Annotated in this window: 22 protein-coding genes; 3 read left to right on the top strand and 19 right to left on the bottom strand. The window is 62.8% G+C overall.

All coding sequences use genetic code 11. The features are described from left to right. The 4 genes from AC1DWI_RS00340 to AC1DWI_RS00355 form a co-directional block, all read right to left on the bottom strand. The coding region (locus tag AC1DWI_RS00340) for an ABC transporter permease (protein ID WP_477724238.1) at window positions 1-690 on the bottom strand (690 nt) is incomplete at its 3' end. Further along, complete coding sequence (locus tag AC1DWI_RS00345; RefSeq protein WP_477670653.1) at window positions 687-1,781, bottom strand: ABC transporter permease; 1,095 nt, start codon at window positions 1,779-1,781, stop codon at window positions 687-689. The genes AC1DWI_RS00345 and AC1DWI_RS00340, both read right to left, overlap by 4 nt. Before the next feature lie 13 nt (window positions 1,782-1,794). Beyond that, window positions 1,795-3,399 carry an ABC transporter substrate-binding protein gene (locus AC1DWI_RS00350; protein ID WP_477670753.1) on the bottom strand — a complete coding sequence of 535 codons (1,605 nt, stop codon included), beginning with the start codon at window positions 3,397-3,399 and terminating at the stop codon, window positions 1,795-1,797. Window positions 3,400-4,080: 681 nt separating this feature from the next. Then, window positions 4,081-4,911, bottom strand: a complete 831-nt coding sequence (locus AC1DWI_RS00355; RefSeq protein ID WP_477670654.1) for a YecA/YgfB family protein — start codon at window positions 4,909-4,911, stop codon at window positions 4,081-4,083. Window positions 4,912-5,040: 129 nt separating this feature from the next. Between AC1DWI_RS00355 and AC1DWI_RS00360 the strand changes: the two genes are divergently transcribed. Further along, complete coding sequence (locus tag AC1DWI_RS00360) at window positions 5,041-6,822, top strand: FMN-binding glutamate synthase family protein (protein ID WP_477670655.1); 1,782 nt, start codon at window positions 5,041-5,043, stop codon at window positions 6,820-6,822. Window positions 6,823-6,865: 43 nt separating this feature from the next. Here the strand turns inward: AC1DWI_RS00360 and AC1DWI_RS00365 are convergent, their stop codons facing one another. The 8 genes from AC1DWI_RS00365 to argS all read right to left on the bottom strand — a co-directional run bounded on the left by AC1DWI_RS00365 (window position 6,866) and on the right by argS (window position 15,187). Then, window positions 6,866-7,285, bottom strand: a complete 420-nt coding sequence (locus AC1DWI_RS00365; protein WP_477670656.1) for a putative toxin-antitoxin system toxin component, PIN family — start codon at window positions 7,283-7,285, stop codon at window positions 6,866-6,868. After that, window positions 7,282-8,712: a THUMP domain-containing class I SAM-dependent RNA methyltransferase gene (locus tag AC1DWI_RS00370; RefSeq protein WP_477670657.1), complete on the bottom strand. Its 1,431-nt coding sequence runs from the start codon at window positions 8,710-8,712 to the stop codon at window positions 7,282-7,284. The genes AC1DWI_RS00365 and AC1DWI_RS00370 overlap by 4 nt, the downstream gene beginning before the upstream one ends. 42 nt (window positions 8,713-8,754) lie before the next feature. Beyond that, window positions 8,755-10,290, bottom strand: a complete 1,536-nt coding sequence (locus AC1DWI_RS00375) for an RNA polymerase factor sigma-54 (protein WP_477670658.1) — start codon at window positions 10,288-10,290, stop codon at window positions 8,755-8,757. A 144-nt stretch (window positions 10,291-10,434) separates the two neighbouring features. Beyond that, a complete protein-coding gene (gene lptB, locus AC1DWI_RS00380; protein ID WP_457282376.1) occupies window positions 10,435-11,226 on the bottom strand; it encodes an LPS export ABC transporter ATP-binding protein in 792 nt (263 codons plus the stop codon). A gap of 14 nt (window positions 11,227-11,240) precedes the next feature. Then, window positions 11,241-11,867: a lipopolysaccharide transport periplasmic protein LptA gene (lptA, locus tag AC1DWI_RS00385; RefSeq protein ID WP_477670659.1), complete on the bottom strand. Its 627-nt coding sequence runs from the start codon at window positions 11,865-11,867 to the stop codon at window positions 11,241-11,243. Window positions 11,868-12,026: 159 nt separating this feature from the next. Then, on the bottom strand, window positions 12,027-12,686 hold the full coding sequence (locus tag AC1DWI_RS00390; protein WP_477724239.1) for a thiol:disulfide interchange protein DsbA/DsbL: 660 nt from the start codon (window positions 12,684-12,686) through the stop codon (window positions 12,027-12,029). Window positions 12,687-12,814: 128 nt separating this feature from the next. After that, on the bottom strand, window positions 12,815-13,447 hold the full coding sequence (locus AC1DWI_RS00395; RefSeq protein WP_477670661.1) for an SPOR domain-containing protein: 633 nt from the start codon (window positions 13,445-13,447) through the stop codon (window positions 12,815-12,817). 54 nt (window positions 13,448-13,501) lie between these two features. After that, window positions 13,502-15,187: an arginine--tRNA ligase gene (gene argS / locus AC1DWI_RS00400; RefSeq protein ID WP_477670662.1), complete on the bottom strand. Its 1,686-nt coding sequence runs from the start codon at window positions 15,185-15,187 to the stop codon at window positions 13,502-13,504. Window positions 15,188-15,322: 135 nt separating this feature from the next. Between argS and AC1DWI_RS00405 the strand changes: the two genes are divergently transcribed. Continuing rightward, on the top strand, window positions 15,323-15,619 hold the full coding sequence (locus AC1DWI_RS00405) for a PsiF family protein (RefSeq protein WP_348047291.1): 297 nt from the start codon (window positions 15,323-15,325) through the stop codon (window positions 15,617-15,619). A 149-nt stretch (window positions 15,620-15,768) separates the two neighbouring features. Here AC1DWI_RS00405 and AC1DWI_RS00410 read toward each other — a convergent pair whose 3' ends face one another. Beyond that, the gene (locus tag AC1DWI_RS00410) at window positions 15,769-16,689 is read right to left on the bottom strand and encodes an HTH-type transcriptional regulator ArgP (protein WP_477670663.1); all 921 of its coding nucleotides are present in this window, start codon (window positions 16,687-16,689) and stop codon (window positions 15,769-15,771) included. A 96-nt stretch (window positions 16,690-16,785) separates the two neighbouring features. Here AC1DWI_RS00410 and AC1DWI_RS00415 point away from each other — a divergent pair, with 96 nt between their 5' ends. Next, window positions 16,786-17,424 carry a LysE/ArgO family amino acid transporter gene (locus AC1DWI_RS00415; protein WP_477670664.1) on the top strand — a complete coding sequence of 213 codons (639 nt, stop codon included), beginning with the start codon at window positions 16,786-16,788 and terminating at the stop codon, window positions 17,422-17,424. Window positions 17,425-17,449: 25 nt separating this feature from the next. On the opposite strand, the gene AC1DWI_RS00420 is transcribed toward AC1DWI_RS00415, so the two are convergent. The 6 genes from AC1DWI_RS00420 to AC1DWI_RS00445 form a co-directional block, all read right to left on the bottom strand. Further along, the gene (locus tag AC1DWI_RS00420) at window positions 17,450-17,899 is read right to left on the bottom strand and encodes a DUF2214 family protein (RefSeq protein WP_477670665.1); all 450 of its coding nucleotides are present in this window, start codon (window positions 17,897-17,899) and stop codon (window positions 17,450-17,452) included. An 18-nt stretch (window positions 17,900-17,917) separates the two neighbouring features. Next, window positions 17,918-18,844 (bottom strand): LysR family transcriptional regulator, encoded by a 927-nt coding sequence (locus tag AC1DWI_RS00425; protein WP_477670666.1) that lies wholly within the window; start codon window positions 18,842-18,844, stop codon window positions 17,918-17,920. Between the two features lie 100 nt (window positions 18,845-18,944). Next, window positions 18,945-19,778, bottom strand: a complete 834-nt coding sequence (locus tag AC1DWI_RS00430; protein WP_477670667.1) for a shikimate dehydrogenase family protein — start codon at window positions 19,776-19,778, stop codon at window positions 18,945-18,947. Between the two features lie 98 nt (window positions 19,779-19,876). Continuing rightward, complete coding sequence (locus tag AC1DWI_RS00435) at window positions 19,877-20,665, bottom strand: SDR family oxidoreductase (protein ID WP_477670668.1); 789 nt, start codon at window positions 20,663-20,665, stop codon at window positions 19,877-19,879. A 21-nt stretch (window positions 20,666-20,686) separates the two neighbouring features. Further along, window positions 20,687-21,136 carry a type II 3-dehydroquinate dehydratase gene (aroQ, locus tag AC1DWI_RS00440; protein ID WP_477647179.1) on the bottom strand — a complete coding sequence of 150 codons (450 nt, stop codon included), beginning with the start codon at window positions 21,134-21,136 and terminating at the stop codon, window positions 20,687-20,689. Window positions 21,137-21,205: 69 nt separating this feature from the next. Continuing rightward, on the bottom strand, window positions 21,206-22,258 hold the full coding sequence (locus AC1DWI_RS00445; protein ID WP_477670669.1) for a Gfo/Idh/MocA family protein: 1,053 nt from the start codon (window positions 22,256-22,258) through the stop codon (window positions 21,206-21,208). Window positions 22,259-22,318: the final 60 nt, after the last annotated feature.

Genomic DNA, 22,318 nt, shown 5'->3' on the forward strand with positions numbered 1-22,318 from the left:
GTCCAGCGTGACGCGCACGATCACCGACGACACGCACAGCGGCATGATGTGGCCGAGCACGATGCGCCAGGGCGATGCGCCCAGCAGCCGCACGGCGGCGATGTAGTCGGTCTGGCGTATCGTCAGCGTTTCGGCCCGCGCCATGCGCGCATAGGGCGGCCAGGAGGTGATGGCGATCGCGATCACCGCGTTCTGGATGCCGGGGCCCAGCGCCGCGACAAACGCCAATGCCAGAATGAGACGCGGAAACGCCAGAAAAATATCGGTGATGCGCATCAGCACCGCATCGACCCAGCCGCCGGCATAACCCGCCACGGTGCCCACGATGAGGCCCAGCGGGGCTGCCAGCACCGCCACCAGAATCACCACCATCAGCGTGATGCGCGAGCCGATGATGATGCGCGAGAGGATGTCCCGCCCCTGGTCATCGGTGCCGAACCAGTGCGCCCACGAAGGCGGCAGCAGGCGTGTGGTGCGCAGGTCGCCGGTGTAGGCCGAATACRGCGCGAGCAGGTCGGCAAAAATCGCCACGAGGACCAGGCCCAGCACGATGAAGAGGCCCAGCATCGCCAGCCGGTTGCGCGAAAAATCGTGGCAGCCGTGGTACATGCGGCCCATGAAGGCCTGGCGGCGCGAGGCAGGGCGGTCGGTGCTCAGCCAGTCGCGCAGGGATGCAACCTTTGAAGTCATCGGATACGCGTCCTTGGGTCGAGCAGCTTGTACAAGACGTCTGACAATAAATTCAAGCCGACAAAGATCGAGCCCACCACAATCGTGCCGCCCAGCACCGCATTCATGTCGGCGTTCTGCAGCGAGTTGGTGATGTAGAGACCGAGGCCTGGCCAGGCAAAGACGGTTTCCGTCAGCACCGAGCCCTCGAGCAGGCCCGCATACGACAGCGCGATCACCGTGACCAGCGGCACCATGGCGTTGCGCAGCGCATGGCGCCAGATGATGCGCGACTCCGACAGACCCTTGGCGCGCGCGGCGACCACGTATTCCTGCGCGAGTTCATTGAGCATGAAGGAACGCGTCATGCGGCTGATGTAGGCCAACGCGAAATAGCCGAGCAGCGAAGCCGGCAGGATGAGGTGCGAAAACACATTGCGAAAAGCCTCCCACTCGCCGGTCATGGCTGTGTCGAGCAGCAAAAGCCCGGTGATGGGCTTGAGTGTGTACTCATAACTCACGTCGATCCGGCCCGGCCCGGAGACCCAGCCCAGCCGCGCATAAAACACCACCAGCGCCATCAGCCCCAGCCAGAAGATGGGCACCGAATAGCCCACCAGGCCGATCACGCGCACCACCTGGTCCACCAGCTTGCCGCGCCGCACTGCGGCCCAGACGCCCAGCGGCACGCCCAGGCCCGCGCCTATCAGGATGCCCAGGCTCGCCAGCTCCAGCGTGGCCGGAAAGGCGCGCTTGATGTCCGTCATCACCGGGTTGGCTGTCAGCACCGAGACGCCGAAGTCGCCCTTGAGCACCTTGCCGATGTAGATGTAGAACTGCTCATACAGCGGCTTGTCCAGCCCCAGCTCCTGGCGCACCCGCTCGATCACATGCGCCGGTGCGCGATCGCCCACGATGGCCAGCACCGGGTCAATGGGGATCACGCGGCCGATGAAAAACGTGACCGCGAGCAGGCCCAGGTAGGTGAGCAAAATCACCACCAGGAAGTTGACTAAGCTCCTGGCGTGCGGCGTGAAGCGTTGGCCCGCCGTGCGCGTGGTCACCGCACTGAGCGGCGCCACGCCGGCGGCTGTGGGGTCGGGAATGGCCAAAGTCGGTGGCTTATCAGCGCTTGGAGGCGTTGAACATGTAGTTGCTGTCGAAGGTGGGGCCCAGCTTCAGGCCGTCCACGTTGCTCCGGAAAGCCGCCACCTCAGTTTGCTGGTACAGCATGATGAAGGGGCTGGTCTTGCGGAACTCGGCCTGCAGGTCCTCATACATCTTCTTGCGCTTGCCGGCATCGCGCTCCAGCACCGCCGCGTCCGACTGCTTGGTCAGCTCGGGAATCGCCCAGGCATTGCGCCAGGCCAGCGGCTTGGCCTTGGCATCGTCGGCGTTGTCGGGGTTGCGCGTGAAGGTGTCGGCGTTCGAATGCGGGTCCCAGTAGTCGGCGCCCCACTGGCCGATGTACATGTCGTGGGTGCGGGCGCGGTACTTGGTCAASGTCTGCTTGCCGTCGCCGGGAATGATCTCGATGTCGATGCCGGCCTGCTTGGCKGTYTGCTGGAAGGCCTCGGTGATGCCYTGCACCGGCTGGATGGTGCGCATGTCKATGGTSACCTTGAAGCCGTTGGCAAGGCCCGCTTTGGCCAGCAGCGCCTTGGCCTTGGCCACGTCGAGCTTGTAGGGCTTGACGGTGCTGGCGCCCAGCAAACCCTGCGGCAGAAAGTTCTGATTGATCACGCCGATGTTCTTGACCAGTGTGTCGCCGATGGCGTCGTAGTCGACCAGGTATTTCAGGGCCTCGCGCACTTCGGGCTTGGCCAGGTTGGCGTTCTTCTGGTTCAGGCTGATGTAGTAGACCGTGCCCTTGGGCGTGGAAGTCATCTTCACATCTTTGTTGGTCGAGAGCGCGGCGATGTCCTGCGGGCTCAGGTTGCGGGCGATGTCGATGTCGCCTTTTTCCAGCAGCAGGCGCTGCGTGGCCGATTCCTTGACGTGGCGGTAGATCACGCGGGCCAGCTTGGGCTTGGCGCCATAGTAGTTGTCGTTGCGTTCCAGCGCCACGATTTCATTGGCTCGCCATTCGCGCAGCTTGAGCGGGCCGGAGCCGGCGTAATTGGTTTTCAGCCAGGCATAACCCCAGTCGCCGTTGACCTCTTTCGACTGCACCAGCTTCATGTCGACAATGCCGGCCACGTTGGCCGTCAGGCAGTTGAAGACAAAGGTGGGCGCATAGGCCTTGTCGGTTTCCAGGGTCACCACGGTCGGGCTGGTGGCCTTGATCTTGTCCTTGACGTTGGTCTTGGAGAAACCGAACTGGGTCAGGATGAAGGCGGGGGATTTGTCCAGCATCACGGCGCGCTGCAGCGAATACGCCACTTCTTCGGCCGTGAGTGGATTGCCGGAGGCGAATTTGATCCCGGGCTTGAGCTCGAAGGTGTAGGTCTTGCCATCGGCCGAGACGGTCCAGGACTTGGCCACGTCGCCCACCAGTTTGGAAGGGTCGTTCACATCCAGGCGCAGCAGGCGGTCATAGGTGTTGCCCATGATCTCGCCGGCGGACAGCTCAAAGGCTTCGGCCGGGTCCATGGTGATGATGTCATCGAAACCGAAGGCCAGCACCAGGGTGTCTTTGGGCGTGGCGGCCAGCACTGCGCCGGCGCTGCAGGCCAGCATGGCGGCTGCGGCAGTGGCGCAAAGAACGCGGCGGCTGAGGTGGGGAAGCATGTGGTTCAAGATGATTTCCTTCGGTTGGACAGTCAAACAAACATTGCGCCTGACCGCTTGTGGCGGCCGCGCCCGGGGGTCTCAGGGGTGAGCAGGAATCATGCCCATGCCGCTGGTGGTTGCCGCCGGTAACTTGTACATACAAGTCAGGGACCTGTTCACGGTCCAGGGCGACTGATGCATTCTGCGCCGCCGACCGCGCGCGTCAAGACCCGGGTTTTCCGCGATTGCTGACTTCATGAAAACCGGCGGTCCGGCGGCGGACCGCCTGGCCGTCGCCCACGTAACCAACACCGTTGCCCCAAAAAAGTGTCCAGACGCCGCCTTCCAGCGTGAAGCGTTACGACCTGCTGCTCGGCGGAATATCCTGGTGGACAACCGGCTGAACTCTGCGGGTTTTACCGGTGTTTGTTGTTGCTATTAAAAACATAGCTGCTGGCGCCCATCCATATTGGGCTTAAGGCCGAAACTTCCCCTGAAAACAGCCTGAACCGGGTCTGGTTTCAGTTTCGGGGCAAATCCCTTCTTCTGGCGCGTTCAGGAGGCCTCGCAAGCCTTGTTCTTGAGGTCCAAAAGTGGCTCGAGGTCAATTAAATAGGGCGCCACAAGCTATGAAATTGATAGCGATCGCTCGGTGCGTCCGGACCCGGCAAAGGACACCTGCCGTCAGATCACCGGCCTTTACCCCGCCCCGTGACACTTCTTGTATTTCTTCCCGCTACCGCAATAACACAGGTCGTTGCGCCCGGGCGTGGCCTCCACCCGCACCGTCTCGACCTTGGGGCCCATGGTCTTCCACAACTCACGCAAGTCATACACCGCCCAGATGGCCTCGCCAAAAGCGTTGAGCCTGGCAATGCTGGTGCTGGGCGTGCCGTCTTCGCTCAGGGGTGACACCTCGGGCGGGGCGCTATCGTCTTCGGTCATGGCGACCACGGCCTGCAGGGCGCCGTCGAGCCATTTGGCGGCGTCTTTGTCACGCGGCGCCATCCACTCGTCGGGCCAGCTTTCCACCGCAAACATGAAGCCCAGCGCCCAGACCTGCGCGAATGCGGGCAGGTCTTCGCCCTTGAAAGCGGCACGTTCGTCGGGCGGCATGTCGGCCACGGCGCCGCGTATGTCCATGACCTCGGGGTGGTAGCAGTTGTCGTCTTCGAGCGAGTCCACTTCGGCGTCCAGCGCCGTTTCGACTTCCTGCCAGCGCTGGTTCCAGAGCATGAGGAAGCGCTCACGTTGCGCGTCGCTGGCGAACGAGCCGCCTTCCGGATCCGGTGCCTCGCCCTCAGCGGGGACGGCGAGCAGCACGGGCAGGTATTCGGCTGCCTCGATGGGCCGGCGCGAGCAGATCACGGCGGCCATGAAGCCTTCGCAGAATTCCCACTGCGGCGTTTCGTCATAGCGGGTGCGCAGGTCGTCGAGGATGGCATCGAGCTCGTCGAACGCCTCGACTTCCAGGAAAACCGGCTCCGGCGAGGGCTTTGAAGGGATGACGGATTTGGGGGTGGGCTTCATGAAAAAAACAGTTCTGAGCGTCACATGAGGCTCTTATGATGCAAAGTGTATCTGGCGCGTCGCGGCCGTATGCCCCTGATATGACTCTGTTTTGTGCCCTTTTGTGACCCCTCCCCCGGAAGCTCCACCATGTTTCTTCAGCGCCTGGATGCCTGGTTCCCCGTCCGTTACACCTTTATGGCCCTGTGCGGGCTTGCTGCGCTGCTGGGGCTGCTCGGCCTGATGGTTTTTGGCGTCGGGAAGCTGGCGCTGGTTTCCCTGGTGGCCGGTGTGGTGCTGGTGTGTGTCGGTGTGCGCGACTTGCGGCAAACGCGCCATGCCGTGCTGCGCAATTACCCGGTCATCGGCCACCTGCGTTTCCTGTTTGAGTACATCCGGCCCGAAATGCGCCAGTACTTCATCGAAAGCGACAGCGAGGCCACGCCGTTTTCCCGTGCCCAGCGCTCGCTGGTGTACCAGCGCGCCAAGGGCGAACCCGACAACCGGCCGTTCGGCACGCAGCTGGACGTGGGCGCGCAGGGGTATGAGTGGGTCAACCATTCGATGTCGCCGACCAAACTGTCAACCCACGACTTCCGTGTCTGGATAGGCGGCACGCCCGATCATCCGTCGCCCTCGGTGGAGCCCTGCACGCAGCCTTATCACGCCAGCGTGTTCAACATTTCGGCACTGAGCTTCGGATCGCTCTCGGCCAATGCCATCATGGCGCTGAACAAGGGCGCCAAACTCGGCGGCTTCGCGCACGACACGGGCGAAGGCTCGATCTCGCAGCACCACCGGCTGCATGGCGGTGACCTGATCTGGGAAATCGGCTCGGGTTACTTTGGTTGCCGCAACGAGGACGGCACGTTCAGCGAAGAGCGTTTCGCCGCCAACGCACGCGACCCACAGGTCAAGCTGATCGAGCTCAAGATGAGCCAGGGCGCCAAGCCCGGCCACGGCGGCATCCTGCCGGGGCCGAAGGTCACCGAGGAAATCTCGGCGGCGCGCGGTGTACCGCAGGGCAAGGACTGCATTTCGCCCTCCAGCCACAGTGCATTTTCCACGCCGGTCGAGATGATGCATTTCATCGCCAAACTGCGAAAGCTGTCGGGCGGCAAGCCGACCGGCTTCAAGTTCTGCATCGGACACCCGTGGGAATGGTTTGCGATTGTGAAAGCCATGCTGGAGACCGGCATCACGCCGGACTTCATCGTGGTGGACGGCGCCGAGGGCGGCACGGGCGCGGCGCCCGTCGAGTTCACCGACCACGTGGGCGCGCCGCTGCAGGAGGGCCTGCTGCTGGTGCACAACACGCTGATCGGTGTCAATCTGCGCAGCCGCGTTTCCATCGGTGCCGCCGGCAAGGTGGTGAGCGCGTTTGACATGGTGCGGCTGATGGCGCTGGGCGCCGACTGGTGCAATGCCGGGCGCGGTTTCATGATGGCGCTGGGCTGTATCCAGGCGCAAAGCTGCCACACCGGCAAATGCCCGACGGGCGTCACCACGCAAGACCCGGTGCGCCAGCAGGCACTGGTGGTGCCCGACAAGGCCGAACGCGTGCGCAATTTCCACCGCAGCACGCTGCATGCGCTGCAGGAGCTGGTGCAGGCCGCGGGCCTGTGCCACCCGCGCGAAGTCAACGCGCATCACATCGTGCGGCGCCTGACCGATACCGAGGTGCGGCTGCTGAGCAACCTCATCATGCAGGTCGAACCCGGCGCGCTACTGGGCTCGCTGGAAAAACAGAACACGGTGTTCAGCTACTACTGGCCGCTGGCCAGCGCGCACAGTTTTCGCGCCAATGGCGTGGGGCCGGGTGGGCACATGCCTGCGCAAGCCAACGGCATCCGTATGCCGGTGACGGGTGATGCCGCGGCGGTATCGGGGGCAGTTCCCTCTGGCGCCTCCGCAGAGCGCGCTGCGGGTTAAACGCCTCTCACGGCATTCCGGGTCATGAACGGGTCGCTATTAATTAAATAGCTGCTTGCGCACGTACACCCTGGGTCAGGAGCCTTTTCTTCATTGAAAGCACATGCCGGTCCTTGCTGAGCAGCAAGGCCTTGCCAGTCACCGCCAGGTCGATGAACTTCTGGTCGTCGGGGTCGCTGCAAGTGACACCGGCCTTGGCTGCCACCTCCGTCAGGCGAGCATGCCGGTCAAAGGCGGCGAGCACGTCATCGGCGCTTAATTCGTAAAACGCCAGGCGGGGAATGATTTGCGGATAGGCCAGCACGCGCTCAAGTTCGTCGCGCATGGCCTGCGTGGCCAGCCAGTCGAGCTCGCCGGCCTCCAGCGCTTTTTTCAGTGGCTGCGCTGCCGCGTCATTGAAGACAAACACGTCGAGGACGATGTTGGTGTCCAGCACGACAGGCTGGCGCACTGAGGCCGTCACGCCGCCGGCTCGTTCGGTGGGGTGGGGGCGGCTGCGCCGGGCTTGCCGCGTGCGGAGCCCGCCACCATGTCAAAGCGGAACAGGCGGCATTCGATGGGACCGTTCCACATCGGCACGCGCCGCGATTCTTTCAGGCGCATCTTGCCGGGCAGTTTGAGGTCGGGTGTGAGCACGTGAGCGGTCCAGCCGGCGTAATTTTTCTTCCAGTGCGCGGCCAGTTGTGGAAAAAACTCCGTCGCTTCTTCGCCCCAGGCGTTTTGTGCCTGCTCGCGGCCGGGGTTCGCCGAGCGGTCGCGCGATGTCTCGAAGGCGGGTTCTTCACGTGTGTCACCCCGATCACCGCTGTCCCGGTTCAGCGGCTGGCCAAATTCGTCGATGGGCTGGTTGCGGTGGTCCTGCTGCACGCGTCCTTCGGCCTGTCCTTGCTGGCGGCGCTGGTCGCGCCCCTGCACGCCGGTGATGCCGGCCACACCTGCCACATCAATACGCTCGCCGTAAGGCGGATTCACCAGCATCACGCCCGAAGGCGCGGGCGGCATGCGCTGCAGGGCGTCRCCGCCGCGGAATTCCACCGCATTGGCCACACCGGCACGCTCGGCATTGCGTTCGGCAAAGTCGACCATGCGGAAAGACACGTCGCTGCCGAACACCGGCGCTGTAGGTTCGGTGATGGCGGCTTCGGCCTGGTCGAGCAGGCCGTCCCAGACATGGCCCTGGAAGGGCAGGTATTTCTGAAAGGCAAAACGGCGGTTGATGCCGGGCGCAATGTTGCAGGCGATTTGCGCGGCTTCAATCGCGATGGTGCCCGAGCCGCAGCAGGGGTCATAGAGCGGCACGCCTTCTTTACAGAGCTGATCCCATCCGCTGGCGGCAATCATGGCGGCGGCCAGGGTTTCCTTCAGCGGGGCATCACCCTTGTCTTCGCGCCAGCCGCGCTTGAAGAGCGGCTCGCCCGAGGTGTCGATGTAGACCGTGACGGTGTCCGTCGTCAGGTGCACGTAGACGCGCACGTCGGGCCAGCGCGTGTCGACGCTGGGCCGCACGTCGTCGAACTTGGCGCGAAAGCGGTCGGCGATCGCGTCCTTGATCTTCAGCGCCGCGAAGTTCAGGCTTTGCAGCGGGCTGTGCTGGGCCGTGATCTCGACCTTGAAGGTCTGCTTGGGCGTGAACCAGATTTCCCAGGCCACGTTGGCAGCTGCGTTGTAGAGGTCTTGTTCGCTGCGGTACTGGTTGTGCTGCAGCTCGATCAGCACGCGCTGCGCCAGCCGGCTGTGCAGGTTGAGCTGCAACGCGTCGCGCCACGAAGCCTGCAGCTGCACGCCGGCGCGCCAGGCTTTGCCGTCGATCCCGGTGACACGCTTGACCTCGGTGGCCAGCAGGGTTTCGACGCCTGCGGCGCACGGTAAAAAGAGTTGGAGTTGATTCATGACTGACTTTGAGGGGCGGGGCAGCGCGGCCTGATTGGGCGGCTAGAGTGATTTGCGCAGGTTGGCGGGCGCGATGCGGAGCGCCTCGCGGTACTTGGCCACGGTGCGGCGGGCGCATTCAATGCCCTGCTCCTTGAGCATTTCGGAAATCTGGTTGTCGCTGAGCGGCTTCTTGAGGCTTTCTGACGAGACAAATTGTTTGATGAGCGCGCGCACCGCTGTGCTGGAAGCATTGCCGCCGGTTTCGGTGCCGAGTGCGGAACCGAAGAAATACTTGAGCTCGAAAGTACCGAAAGGGGTGCCCATGTACTTGGCCGTGGTCACGCGGGAGATGGTGGACTCATGCAGGCCCAGTTCATCGGCGATTTCGCGCAGCACCAGCGGCCGCATGGCGAGTTCGCCGTGCGTGAAGAAGTTTTTCTGCCGTTCCACAATCGCGCTGCTTACGCGCAGGATGGTGTCAAAGCGCTGCTGGATGTTCTTGATGAACCAGCGGGCCTCCTGCAGGCGCTGCTGCAGCGCCTGGCCGCCCTGGCCTTTGTGCTGCTTGAGGGCATTGGCATAAATGTCGTGCACGCGAAGGCGCGGCATGACGTCGCCATTGAGCGAAACCTTGAAGCCCCGGCCCGATTTGATGACGATGACGTCGGGCACGATCAGGTTGCGCTCCACGTTCACAAAGCGGCGCCCGGGCTTGGGGTCGAGCCGGCCAATCACCGTGATGGCGCCCTTGATGGCGGCTTCGGTGAACCCACACAGGTGCGACAGGCGCTTGACATCGCGCTTGGCCAGCAGCTCCATGGGTTGCTTGCACATGGCAATGGCTGCGCGGGTTTCTTCGCAGTCCTTGCAGTCCAGCAGTTGCAGGCTCAGGCATTCCGCCAGGTTGCGCGCACCGACACCGGCAGGCTCCATGTGGTGCAGCAGCTTGAGCGCCATCGCAAAACGCTGCTCCAGCTCTTCCGCCTGCGCCATGTCATCTCTTGCAAGACCGGCCGCGAGCGACGCCAGGCTGTCTTCAAGGTAGCCGTCGTCGTTGAGCGATTCAATGAGGAAGTGCAGCGCGGCGCGATCTTCCTCCGACAGGCGCAAGCTCAGCGATTGCCGGTGCAGGTGGTCCTGCAGCGACTCATGGCTGCCCGTGAGGTCGGAGGCCTCGGCTTCGCTCTCTTCATTGTTGTTCTTGCGCGCCGGTGCGTCGCTTCCCCACTCGCTGTCGTCGGGCGTGGTTTCTACCGTGCCATCGCCTTCCCAGCTTTCCTCGAGCTTGGGCTCCGCACTGACTTCTGCGTCATTCGGGGCTGTAGCGCCAGTCTCGTCTGCGCCGCCAGCTATCGAATCCGTAGCAGATTCAAACTCGCGGCTGTCCTGGCTTACCGGCGTGTTGATGTGCTCCAGCCCAAACTCTTCGCGCACCGCCGTCTCTTCCGACACTTCCAGAAACGGGTTTTCGTCGAGCATCTGCTCGACCTCCTGGCTCAACTCAAGCGTCGACAGCTGCAACAGCCGGATCGACTGCTGCAGCTGGGGCGTCAGCGCAAGATGCTGCGAGACGCGGAGTGACAGGCCTTGTTTCACTGGATTTTCAAATGTGCGGAAAGATAAAACGACATGTCTTCGGCCAGCAGGGGCCGCGGAACTGGCTTCGCCAGGCCGCAGGCGCCGTCCCCAGAGGGGGAGAGGGAGCTACACGAAGTGAGCGACAACAGGGGGGAACCATCTTCACATCTTGAAGTGTTCGCCGAGATAGACTCTTCGTACATCGGCGTTGTTCACGATCTCGGACGGTGTGCCTTGCGCCAGCACATGGCCGTCGCTGATGATGTAGGCGTGGTCGCAAATGCCCAGTGTTTCACGCACGTTGTGGTCGGTGATCAGCACGCCGATGCCGCGCGATTTGAGGAAACCGATGATGCGCTGGATTTCGATCACGGCAATGGGGTCGATACCGGCAAAGGGCTCATCCAGCAGGATGAAGCGCGGCTGGGTTGCCAGCGCCCGCGCGATTTCGACCCGGCGGCGCTCGCCGCCCGAGAGCGCCGGTGCCGGTGAGTTGCGCAAATGATCTACCCGCAAATCCTGCAGCAGCGCGTCGAGCCGCGACTCGATGTCTGCGCGCCCCAGCGGCTTTCCGGTTTTGTCGAGCTGCAGCTCCAGCACGGCACGCACGTTTTCTTCGACCGTGAGCTTGCGGAAAATCGACGCTTCCTGCGGCAGGTAGCTCAGGCCCAGGCGGGCACGCAGGTGAATCGGCATGTGCTCGACCGACTCGCCGTCGATGGAAATTTCGCCTGCATCGGCGCGCACCAGGCCCACGATCATGTAGAACGAGGTCGTTTTGCCCGCGCCGTTGGGGCCCAGCAGGCCCACGACTTCGCCTTTTTGCACGGACAGCGAAACGTCCTGCACCACCTTGCGGCTGCCGTACGATTTTTGCAGACCTTGCGCAACAAGGCGGCTGGGGGTCAGGGCAGGAGCGGCCGGGGCCGCTGAAGTGTCAGTCACCACATCCATCTGTGCAGGTCTTTCTAGTTCTTTTCATTGCCCAGCGTCGTGCTGGGGCGCAGAACCGGGGCTGGGCCTGCGGGCGGCGCCGCGACGGGGGCCGAGGCTGTCGCGCGGGGTGACAGCATGGCGCGAACCCGTCCTGTGGGGTTGCTGGCCGTACGATTTTGCGCGCCCCCATCCACGGTGAAGACGTCGGTGTTGTTGTCGTAAACAATCAGGCTGCCGGTGGTTTCGTCCACCAGGGTGGCGCCGTTGTAGCGGCGCACCACCGCCCGCTTGATGAACTTCACCAGGTCTGCACGGCTGTCATATTCAATGCGTTCGCCTTCGCCTTCGATGTATTCGTCTACGCCGTCACGCTTTTTCCGGTAAAACGCCAGCTTGCCGGGCGCCGCGATGGACACCGCCTGCTGGTAGCCTTCGGGATCCTGCATGACGTCAACGCGCTCGCCGCGCACGATGGTCGTGCCCTTGGTGATCACCACATTGCCGGTAAAAACACTGGTTTGCTTCAGGTCGTCATAACGCAGGGCATCTGCCTCCGCATTCATGGGCTTGTCCCGGTCGGCTTTTTCGGCGCTGGCCGGGAAAGCCACCCCCAGCACCAGGATGACCGGCAGGATGAACGAAAAAATGGGGTGTTTCATAAGGCACGAATCTTGCTGCTTGGTGTTGGGCCATTGTAGCCATGCCAGCTCCGGGAATGGCTTGCACGGGGAATATTAGGGGCATAAAAAAACCCGCCGGAAATCGGGCGGGTTTTGTGAGCCAGTGTTTGGCGCGGCGCACGGCCGCAGGCGCTTTCTTTATTTGGCCTTGCGGGATTGCGCGATCAGGTGATCTGTGACCTGCAGCGCGCGGGTCATGGTTTGGGTCTGGTCCGACGAGGTGTAATAACGCCCCGCGATACCCAGCGACGGCACGCCGGCCACTTTGTAGCTATCCTGCAGCTGTGTGGCCTTGCGCGCCTTGGAGGCGACCGAAAAGGAGTTGTAGAACTCAACGAATTTGGCCTTGTTGAGGCCCTGCTTTTCAGCCCATGCAGCTATCAGTTCGGGCGTGTTGAGCGGTTGTTTTTCCACGTGGATCGTAGCAAACACCTTCTTGTGAAGTTCCTCAATTTTGCCCATGGCCTCAAGCACGTAATACAGGCGCTGCTGAGGTTCGAAATCGGGGCGGAAGGACACTGGAACACGCCGCACGGACACGTCCTTGGGGATCTGCTTCATCCAGGCTTCGAATTGCGGCTCGAAGGCGTTGCAATGGGGGCAGTTGTACCAGAAGAATTCCACCACCTCGACCCGGCCGGCGGCGGTCTCGGTCGGCGCCGGCTTGTCCAGCGTCAGGTAATCCTCGCCGTCCTTGAAGGCCTTGGCCTGGGCTTGCGCCAGGGTGGGCAGGGCGGCGACGCCGCCGAGGGCGGCTGCTGCCGAGGCGGCTGAAAACGAACACTCACGGCGTTGCATCAGATTTTTCTCCTGGAATGACGGAAATAGCCCGGAAACCGCCCCTCTGGCGGATGCCTCGTGGCGCGGGGTATAGGGGTTTGTACACCAGCCTCGTGAAAAGTTCAGCCTATCGTTGGACGAGGGCTTCAGCGCTGGACCCGGACCAGCGCGGTTTCAATGGAATTGTTGTCCAGGCGCTCCTTGGCCTTGTCGGCATCTTCCTTCTTGTCGAAAGGGCCAAGGCGCACGCGGTACACGGTGCGGCCCGCCTGCTCGCGTTCCGACACTTTGGCCTGCATGCCCAGCAGCAACAGCTTGGCGCGTTGCTGTTCCGCATCTTCCGGCGTGCGAAAGGCACCGGCCTGAATGAAATAGCTGAAGGGATCCGCTCCCGGACCGGACGACAGGCCTTCGACCTTTGCCTTTGCCAGATCGCCCAGCGGATCGGCAGGTGCCGGCTTGGCCACCTTGGTCGGCGCCGAAGCGGCGGCCCTGGGGGCGGGCCCGGCGGAGGGGTCGGGTACCGGAACACCAGGCACTTCAACCGCTGCCGGAGGCGGCGGCTTGGGCTGGTTCTTGCCGGCCAGCGGGGCGTTCGGGTTCCAGTCCTTGTTTTTCTTGGCTTCAACAGCGTCGCTGTCGGGGTTGCGTGCCTGGCTCTTGTTCATGAAAGGAACCGGCACCTTGGTGATGTAAACCGCCACCGCCAGCGCCGCGCCCAGGCCGATCAGCGCGCCAATGATCAACCCCAGCAGGGTTCCGCCTCGTTGTGTATTCATACCTTGCCCACGTTCATTGCCTTGTCCTGAAATTCGCATGGTTTTCGCTACTGGTTACATCTTGCGCGGGGCGCTCACGCCCAGCACTGCGAGGCCATTGTGCAACACCTGCGCAGTCGCGGCGACCAGCGCCAGGCGTGCCTGCTTGACGGCCTCGTCGTCTACCAGGATGCGCTCGGCATCGTAATAGCTGTGATAGCTCGCCGCCAGCTCGCGCAGGTAAAAAGCTACATCGTGCGGTGCCAGGCCGGCGGCCGCATTGGCAAGCATGTCAGGGTACTTGGCGAGCAGCAGCATGAGTGCCTGGGCCTGCGGGCTGTCGAGTGCCGACAGGTCCACGGATTTCAGCTTCGCTTCGTCGCCGCCCTGGCCGGCCCAGATGGTGAGGATGGAGCAGATGCGCGCGTGCGCCATCTGCACGTAATACACCGGATTGTCATTGCTCTGTGCCAGCGCCAGGTCAATATCGAACAGGAACTCCGTGTCCGGCTTGCGACTGAGCAAAAAGAAGCGCACGGCGTCGGCGCTGGTCCATTCGATCAGGTCGCGCAGGGTGACGTAGCTTCCGGCGCGCTTGGAAATCTTGACCTCTTCGCCGTTGCGCACCACGCGCACCATGGTGTGCAGGACGTAATCGGGGTAGCCCTGGGGAATGCCTTCGCCGGCGGCCTGCAGCCCGGCGCGCACGCGGGCAATGGTGCCGTGGTGGTCCATGCCCTGGATGTTGATGGCCTTGCCGAAGCCGCGCTCCCACTTGGCCAGGTGGTAGGCCACGTCGGGGACGAAGTAGGTGTAGCTGCCGTCGCTCTTTTTCATCACGCGGTCTTTGTCGTCGCCGTAGTCGGTCGACTTCAGCCACAGCGCGCCGTCCTGCTCGTAGGTCTTACCGGCGTCTTTCAGTCTGGCCACGGCGCTATCGACACGGCCCGAGCTGTACAGGCTGGACTCAAGGTAGTAGTTGTCGAACCTGACCGAGAAAGCCTTGAGATCCAGGTCCTGCTCGTGGCGCAGGTAGGCCACGGCGAACTGGCGGATCGAATCGATGTCGTCGACATCGCCCGAGGCGGTGTATTCGCGGTCGTCCGACTTGACGGTCTTTTTGGCCAGAAAGTCGGCCGCGATGTCGGCGATGTAATCGCCGTTGTAGGCCGACTCGGGCCAGCCGGCGTCACCGGGCTTGATGCCTTTGGCGCGCGCCTGCGTGCTGGTGGCCAGGGTCTGGATCTGCACGCCTGCGTCGTTGTAATAGAACTCGCGCCAGACTTTCGCGCCCTGAGTGGCGAACAGGTTGCAGATCGCATCGCCCAGCGCGGCCTGCCGCCCATGGCCCACATGCAGAGGGCCGGTCGGGTTGGCCGAGACGAACTCCACGATCATCTTGCGCGCCGGGTCGGCGGGCTGTACGCCGAACTGCGCGCCGGCGGCCAGCACTTCGCGCACGGTCTCCTGCTTGGCGGCGGGCTTCAGGCGGATGTTGATAAAGCCCGGCCCGGCGATCTCGATCGCGTCCACCCAGCGCTCGAAGGCCGGAGCCTTCAGCAAAATGGCACGCAGGTCTTCCGCCAGCTGGCGTGGATTGAGCTTGAGCGGCTTGGCCAGCTGCATGGCGGCCGTGCAGGCGAAGTCGCCGTGGGCCGCCACCTTGGGGGATTCAAAGGCAGCTTTGTCGCCTGCGCCGGGGGAAAGGTCTTCCAGCCCCGCAGCCAGGGCCGCGAGCAGGTCTTTTTTAATCGAGAGCATGGGCTGATTTTACGGTTAAGCCATCTGCCGTTCGGACCCCTCAGATACCCGGTCATCGAATTTGCCCGGCGCGGCGTTATGTGTTGGAATTCCAGCCGGAACTCAAACCTGATTCCCCAACCCAATGGAGCCACCATGAAAAAGCTGTTATCCCTGATCGCCGCCGTTTTTGCCGTCTCGATGGCCTTGTCTCCGGTGGCGCACGCCGCGGACGCTCCAGCCAAAACCGCACAGCAAACCAAAATGGGTACCTGCAACAAGGACGCTGAAGGCAAGAAGGGCGACGAACGCAAGGCATTCATGAAAGAGTGCCTCAGTGCCAAGAAAGAAGCGCCAACGCAGCAAACCAAAATGAAAACCTGCAACGTCGACGCCAAGGGCAAAAAAGGCGACGAACGCAAAGCGTTCATGAAAGAATGCCTGAGCAAGTAAGCCAGTCGTATCCAGCCGAACCAGCCCGCCATGGATGTCATGGCGGGCTTTTTTTGTGTCAGCGATTTCTTGATGAGCGCTATTGAGTTGATAGCTGCTTGCGCCCATCCGCAAAGCGCAGGCGGCACTTTTTGCTTACAAATACACCGTCACATCTGTAGCAACTCCCCTTGCGCCGCCTGCTTGACCGCCTGTGTCAATCGTTGCGCCGCAACGGATTCACGTGCCCAGTGCTGCCAGTACAGCCGCACGTCGACCGTGCTGCCCGGCAGCACTTCCTGCAGCGGCGGCTTGCGGGTGCGCGCGGCCAGCAACAGGTCGGGCACCATGCCCCAGCCCATGCCAAGCTCCAGCGCAAGCTCGAACGCATCCACCGCCGGCACAAAGTGGCGCGGGTACAGCGCGTCGCGCAGCCCGAAATGCTGTTCAAGAAAAGTATCCTGCAGCGCGTCCTTGCGGTTGAAGATCACGGCAGGGCTGGCCAGCAGGCGATGGGCCAGCCGGTTCGGTGCGGCCTTGCCACCCGCCGCGGGCTCGTTCCACTGTGCCACCAGTGCGGGCGAGGCCATGCAGCGGTAACGCATCACGCCCAGCGGTTCAGCCACGCAGCCCCGCATAGCCTGCGCCAATGCAGTCACGCAGCCCGTGACATCTCCGCTTTTCAGGGCTTCGTGGGTGTGATCCTGATCGTCCACCACGACATCGAGCAGCAGGCCGTGAGTGTGCAGGGCTGTGGCCACGCCCGGCAAGAACCACGTGCTCAGGGAGTCGGCGTTCACCGCCACACTCAGGCTTTGCAGGCGCGCGGACTTTCCCCCGCCCTGCAGCCCGGCCAGCAGGTCGCCTTCCATGAGGCGAACCTGCCGGGTGTGCCCGAGCAAAGCCTGACCGGTCGACGTGGCGCGTACCTGTTTGCCGCGCACCAGGAGCCGCTGCCCCAGTGCGTTTTCTAGTGACTTGATGCGCAGGGACACGGCAGCCAGCGTCAGGCTCAGGGCCTTGGCGGCTTCGCCGAAACTGCCGTGCTCAATCACGGCGGCCAATGCTTCAAGTTGTCGGGCATCGAGCATGTTGTTAGGCACCTACTAAATCAATTAATAATTGACTAAAGCTAGTTTTAGTTAATTCTATTTAACTATTATGAACCCTGGCACACACTTGCGGCCATGAACCCGCTCACCGCCCCCGCCTTCCTGACCGGCATGGTCCTCAGCCTCTCGCTCATCATGGCCATAGGCCCGCAAAACGCCCATGTGATCCGCATGGGCCTGCTGCGCCAGCACCTCTGGCTGACGGTTGCCGTCTGCGTGCTGACTGACGTGGCGCTCATCGGCCTGGGTGTGATGGGGCTCGCACAGCTGGGCGGCCTGTCAGACAAACTGGTGGGCGCCATGACGGGCGCGGGTGCGCTGGTGCTGATGGTGTACGGAACACACGCGATGCGCCGCTTTGTGCAGCCGGCGCCGCAGGCGGCAGAAGGCGCGCCCCTTGTCGCCGAAGCCATGCCGCGCCGCAAAGCCATCGGGCTGGCACTGGCGCTGTCGTGGCTCAACCCGCATGCCTGGCTGGACACCGCCGTGGTCATCGGCACCGCATCGCTGGCTTACGCCCGGCCGGACAACGCCGTGTTCGGCCTGGGCGCTATCACGGGTTCATTGCTGTGGTTTACCGGCCTGGGCGTGGCGCTGTGGTGCGTGGGGCGTAAGCTCAACACGCCGGTCATATGGCGCGCCATGGACATGTTGGTGGCGCTGATGATGTGGGGCACCGCCTTCTGGCTGGTGCACGGCCTGTTTTCAGCCTGACGCCGGCTGCAGCACTGGCGTGCGCCTAACCAAAGCCACGGGCCAGAAAGACGGCAGCCAGCGGAATGAACGGCAGGATGTGCGCCTGCACCATCACCAGCCGCCGCGCTTGTTTGACTTCCAGCGAATCGGGCAGGGCACCGTTGGCGCGCAACTCCCGGCGCCAGCGCGAAAACATCATGGTGGGCTTGATGGAAATCAGCCCGATCACCAGGAACATGACGAGCTTGACGTACAGCAAGGGGTTATGGGCGTACCAGGCCGCGCCCTTGCTGCCCAGAAACACGCGCGCCAGGCCGGTCAGGAACACCGCGCCGGCCGAGATGCCGTAGACCATGTCGATCTTGCCGAGCCTCTCGATCACGGCGGCGTCCAGCCACTCGGTGCGGCACAGCGCCGCCTCGCTCGCCAGAAAAACCACCATGGTGAGAATCGCCAGCAGGTGGGCATAGGCCAAAAGAGATTCGAGAACCATCGTCGGGATCCTTTCCAGTCAGGGTTTTGCGGCGGCTGGCGACGAGCACCAGAACTCCGGTTGGCTGTAATGGTGTTTCAGAAAATCCAGCCACAGGCGAACCCGCAGGGGCAAGTGTTTGCGTTGCGGAAATACGGCGTAAATACCGTTGGGCGGCGCGGCAAAATCCTCCAGCACCGCTACCAGCTGGCCGGCGGCAATTTCCGCCTCGACCTCCCAGGTGCTGCGCCAGGCAATGCCGTACCCTCCCAGGCACCAGTCATGCAGGACCTGGCCGTCCGAGCAGTCGAGCGGCCCGCCCGGCTTGAGATGGATCAATTCGTCCTGGACCCGGAACGCCCAGCCCCGCGTTTGCGAGGCGTCGCTGGACAGCGTCAGGCAGTCAAATTTCGCCAGCTCGCTGGGGTGCTGGGGCGTGCCGTGGCGGGCCAGGTAAACCGGCGTGGCCACGCACAGCCGGCGGTTGTCAGCCATGCGCACACTCACCAGCGAAGAGTCCGGCATGTCGCCGACGCGCACTGCGCAGTCAAAACCCTCGCCGGCCAGGTCAACCACCCGGTCGCTCAGGTTCAGCGAGATCGTGACATCGGCATGCACTTCGCGAAAGCGCGTCACCAGCGGCGCCACATGGCGGCGGCCAAAGCCGGCCGGCGCGGTGATGCGCAGATGCCCGCTGGCCTTGACGCCGCCGGCCGATACGCTGGCTTCGGCGTTGGCAAAATCAATCAGCAGGCGCTGGCAGTCTTCAAGAAAGGCGCTGCCTTCGTGTGTGAGCGTGATGCGCCGGGTGGTACGCACCAGCAACTTGACGCCCAGGCGGCCTTCCAGTGCATCAAGCCGCCGACCCATGATGGCAGGCGCCACGCCTTCGGCGTTCGCGGCGGCAGTCAGGCTGCCGCGCGTCGCAACCGACACGAACGATTCAAGCTGCTTGAGTTTGTCCATGCTGGATTATGTCTATGAACGTCTGAAATCAGACGTTTTTAGCATTGATTCCAGTACTTCCCACCCAGGACGCACGGTGCGTGCGTCCTCTTACACTTTTTTAATAACTCAGCCGTGCCACCGACCGCAAGACGTCCGGTGTGGTGGTCGGCAGGCCAAAAAATTCCAGGTAGGCCGGGATCTGCTCGAACAGCATGTCCGAACCCACCTGCACGGTGCAACCTCGCGCCTTGGCCGCCGCCAGAAACGCGGTCATTTCCGACTTCATGACCACTTCGCCCACAAAACTGCTGGCTGCGATACGTGAAACGTCCATGGGCAAGGGATCGCCTTCATTCATGCCCATGGGCGTGGCATTGACCACCAGGTCGTAACCCGCCGGGTCGTTGGAGCCAGTGGAAAGTTCCAGTGCCGTGTAGTGCTGGCGTAGCCGCCCTGCCAGGGCCTGCGCAGAGTCCGCATTGACGTCGCACAGCCCCAGCGCGCGCGCGCCGGCCTTGGCCAGGGAAGCCGCGATTGCCGAGCCCACGCCGCCGCTGCCGACGACCAGGGCACGTTTGCCGCGCGGATCAAAGCCCTTGCGCTGCACACCGCGCACAAAGCCCTCCCCATCGAACATGTCGCCCACGAGCTTGCCGTTCGCGTCGCGCTTGACGGCATTGCAGGCGCCGGCGATGCGTACCGTGGGTGTGGCTTCGTCCAGCAAATCGACTGTCGTGACCTTGTGCGGCATGGTGATCAGCGCGCCTAGGAAATTCTCCAGGCAAGACACCGACCGCAGAAAGGCCGGGTAGTCTTCGGCCTTGCAACCCATGGGCACGACCACCGCGTTCACTCCCGCCTGTTCAAAGTAGGGGTTGTAGATCATCGGCGCCTTGAAGGAATGCGTCGGGTAGCCGATGTGGGCGATGAGTTCGGTATGGCCGTTGATCATGGAGGTTCCAGAAATTTGCAGTTAAAACCGCTGTTGAAAATAACGCCGAATAATCAGTGCTGACGGTCATTCGCCGGCAACAAAGACGCTTTTGACGATCAATACAGGCCAGGGGTGCCACCGCCGTCCACAGCGATGGCCGTGCCTTGAATGTGGCGGGCACTCTCCGAACACAGGAATATCGCAAGTGCGGCGACATCCTCGGGCGTACCCAGCCGGCTGAGTCCCTCGCGTGCGATTTGCGCTTGTCGTTCTTCTTCGACGGGTTTTCCACTTGCGGCTGCACGCTGCTGAAACAGCTGCGCTACACGGCCGGTTTCAGTCAAGCCCGGAAGAATGGCGTTGACATTGACGCCGTCCCGCTTTCCAAGCCCGGACAGGCCCTTGGTGAAGTTGTGCATCGCAGCGTTGACCGACCCACCGATCAGGAAGCCCGGGTCGGGCGTACGGGCAGCGCCGCCAATGATGTTGACAACGTGCCCACCCGCAGTTTTCAGCATCGGCCAAAACAGGCGGCACAGGTTCACACAGCCGAAGAACTTCAATGCAAAGCCGTCATGCCATGCGTCCTCCGGAAGATCCAGAAACGCACCGGCGCGCGTGGCACCCGCGGAATTGACCAACACGTCACAGCGTCCAAATCTTTCGGACACCAGGGTGAATACCGCTTTGCAACCTTCTTCGCCTCGAAGATCCGCAGCGCATATCTCAGGGCGGATTGCTCCGGTACTGGCAATCGCATCCGCGGCAGTCTTCAGGTTCTCAATGGACGATGCGGCCAAAACGGTCTGTGCACCGCGTGCAGCAAACGCAGCGGCGATGCCATGGCCAATGCCCCGGCTGGCGCCACTTATGACGATGACTTTTCCAGCGAACTCCTGTGACATGGCCGCTCTCTTTCTGATGATTTACGAAACCCTTGCGGCATTGATCGCCGAAACAGCGGCGCGCAAAGCCAGCAGGTAGCTGTCAGCGCCAAAGCCGCAGATCTGCCCCTTGACGATTTCGGCGAACACCGACACATGGCGGAAAGGCTCACGGGCGTGGATGTTCGACATGTGAAGCTCGACAACCGGCACGGTGAGGATGGCCAGGGCGTCGCGGATGCCGTAGCTGTAATGCGTCCAGGCGCCGGCGTTGATCAGCACGGCGTCGACCTTGTCGGTGAATGCCTGGTGAATCCGTTCGCACATGTCGCATTCGCTGTTGGTCTGGAAATGTTCCACCTCGGCGCCGAGCTCCCGGCCCAAAGCCTGCAGGCTGGTGTTGATTTCGTCCAGCGTGATGGTGCCGTACTGCGCCGGATCGCGCTTGCCGAACATGTTGTGGTTGATGCCGTGAAGCATGAGCACTTTCATGGTGATTTCTTTCCTGGTGGTTGACGTTGTTTGTGGTGGTTTGATTTGCATGTGGGAGGGTCGAGTTGCTTAAAAAACGGGCAACTCGATCACCTGGCCGGTTTGGGCGGCCTGTGCGATGGCCTCGGTGACGCGCAGGTTCAGCAGGCCGTCGCGGGCACTGACCAGCGGCGGTGCTTCACCACGAATGACGGCGCCGAAGTGCTCCAGCTGGTGCTTGAGGGGATCGTCGCGGACCATGTCGGCCACGCTCTCGTCAAACGGCTTCCACCAGGAACGGTCTTCCGGCCTGGGATAGCTTTTCAGGCGCATGGTCGGAATCGACAGGCTTCCGTTGGTGCCCGAAATCACGTAGCAGTCTTCGTCGCCATAGCTTGGGTAGGCCTTGTTTTCCCGGGAGGTTTGCTCCCAGCTGCGCGCGCAGGCGGCGGTGTCCGACAGCATGAAGCTGCCCAGCGCGCCGTTGGCAAAACGCAGATTGATGGCCACCGTGTCTTCCACCGGAAAACCGCGTGTGGCATTGGAGGCAAAAGCCTGCACCGCCACGATGTCACCGCACAGCATGCGCAGGTTATGCACCTCATGGATCATGTTCAGCAAAATGGGGCCGCCGCCGATCTCGCGGCGCCATGGCGCGTCTTCATAGTAGCGGTCGGGCTTGAAGAATGTGGCGCTACCCATCACGGCGACCAGCTTGCCGAGTTTTCCCGAATCCACGATTTCCTTCGCCTTGGCCATGATGGGGCTGTGCGCGCGGTGGTGGCCTATCAGTACCTTGGCGCCCGTTTCAGCGACCGCCTTGACCAGCTGTTCGCCTTCGGCCAGCGTGGGTGCGATGGGTTTTTCCAGCAGGATGGGAACGCCCGCCTTGATGCACTGCAGGGCCTGCGGCACGTGCAGCTGGTTCGGCGTCGCAAGGATCACGCCGTCGGGCCGGTCTCTGGTGAACAGCTCGTCCAGCGATTGGTAGAGGGGCACACCCGCCTTGGCGGCGATAGCCTTTGCCGCCGGCGCAGGATCGACAATGGCCGAAAGGATGCACGTAGGGCTCTCTTGAGCCACATCCATGTGGGCGAGACCGATGTAGCCGGCCCCTGCGACAGCGATGCGGATTTTGCTCATGAAGGAAGATACCCGGAACCGGAATGAAAGAACAGGCCGGCCGGCGCTCCGGTGCGCGGG

This window comes from Polaromonas sp. P3_C2, from assembly GCF_056402675.1.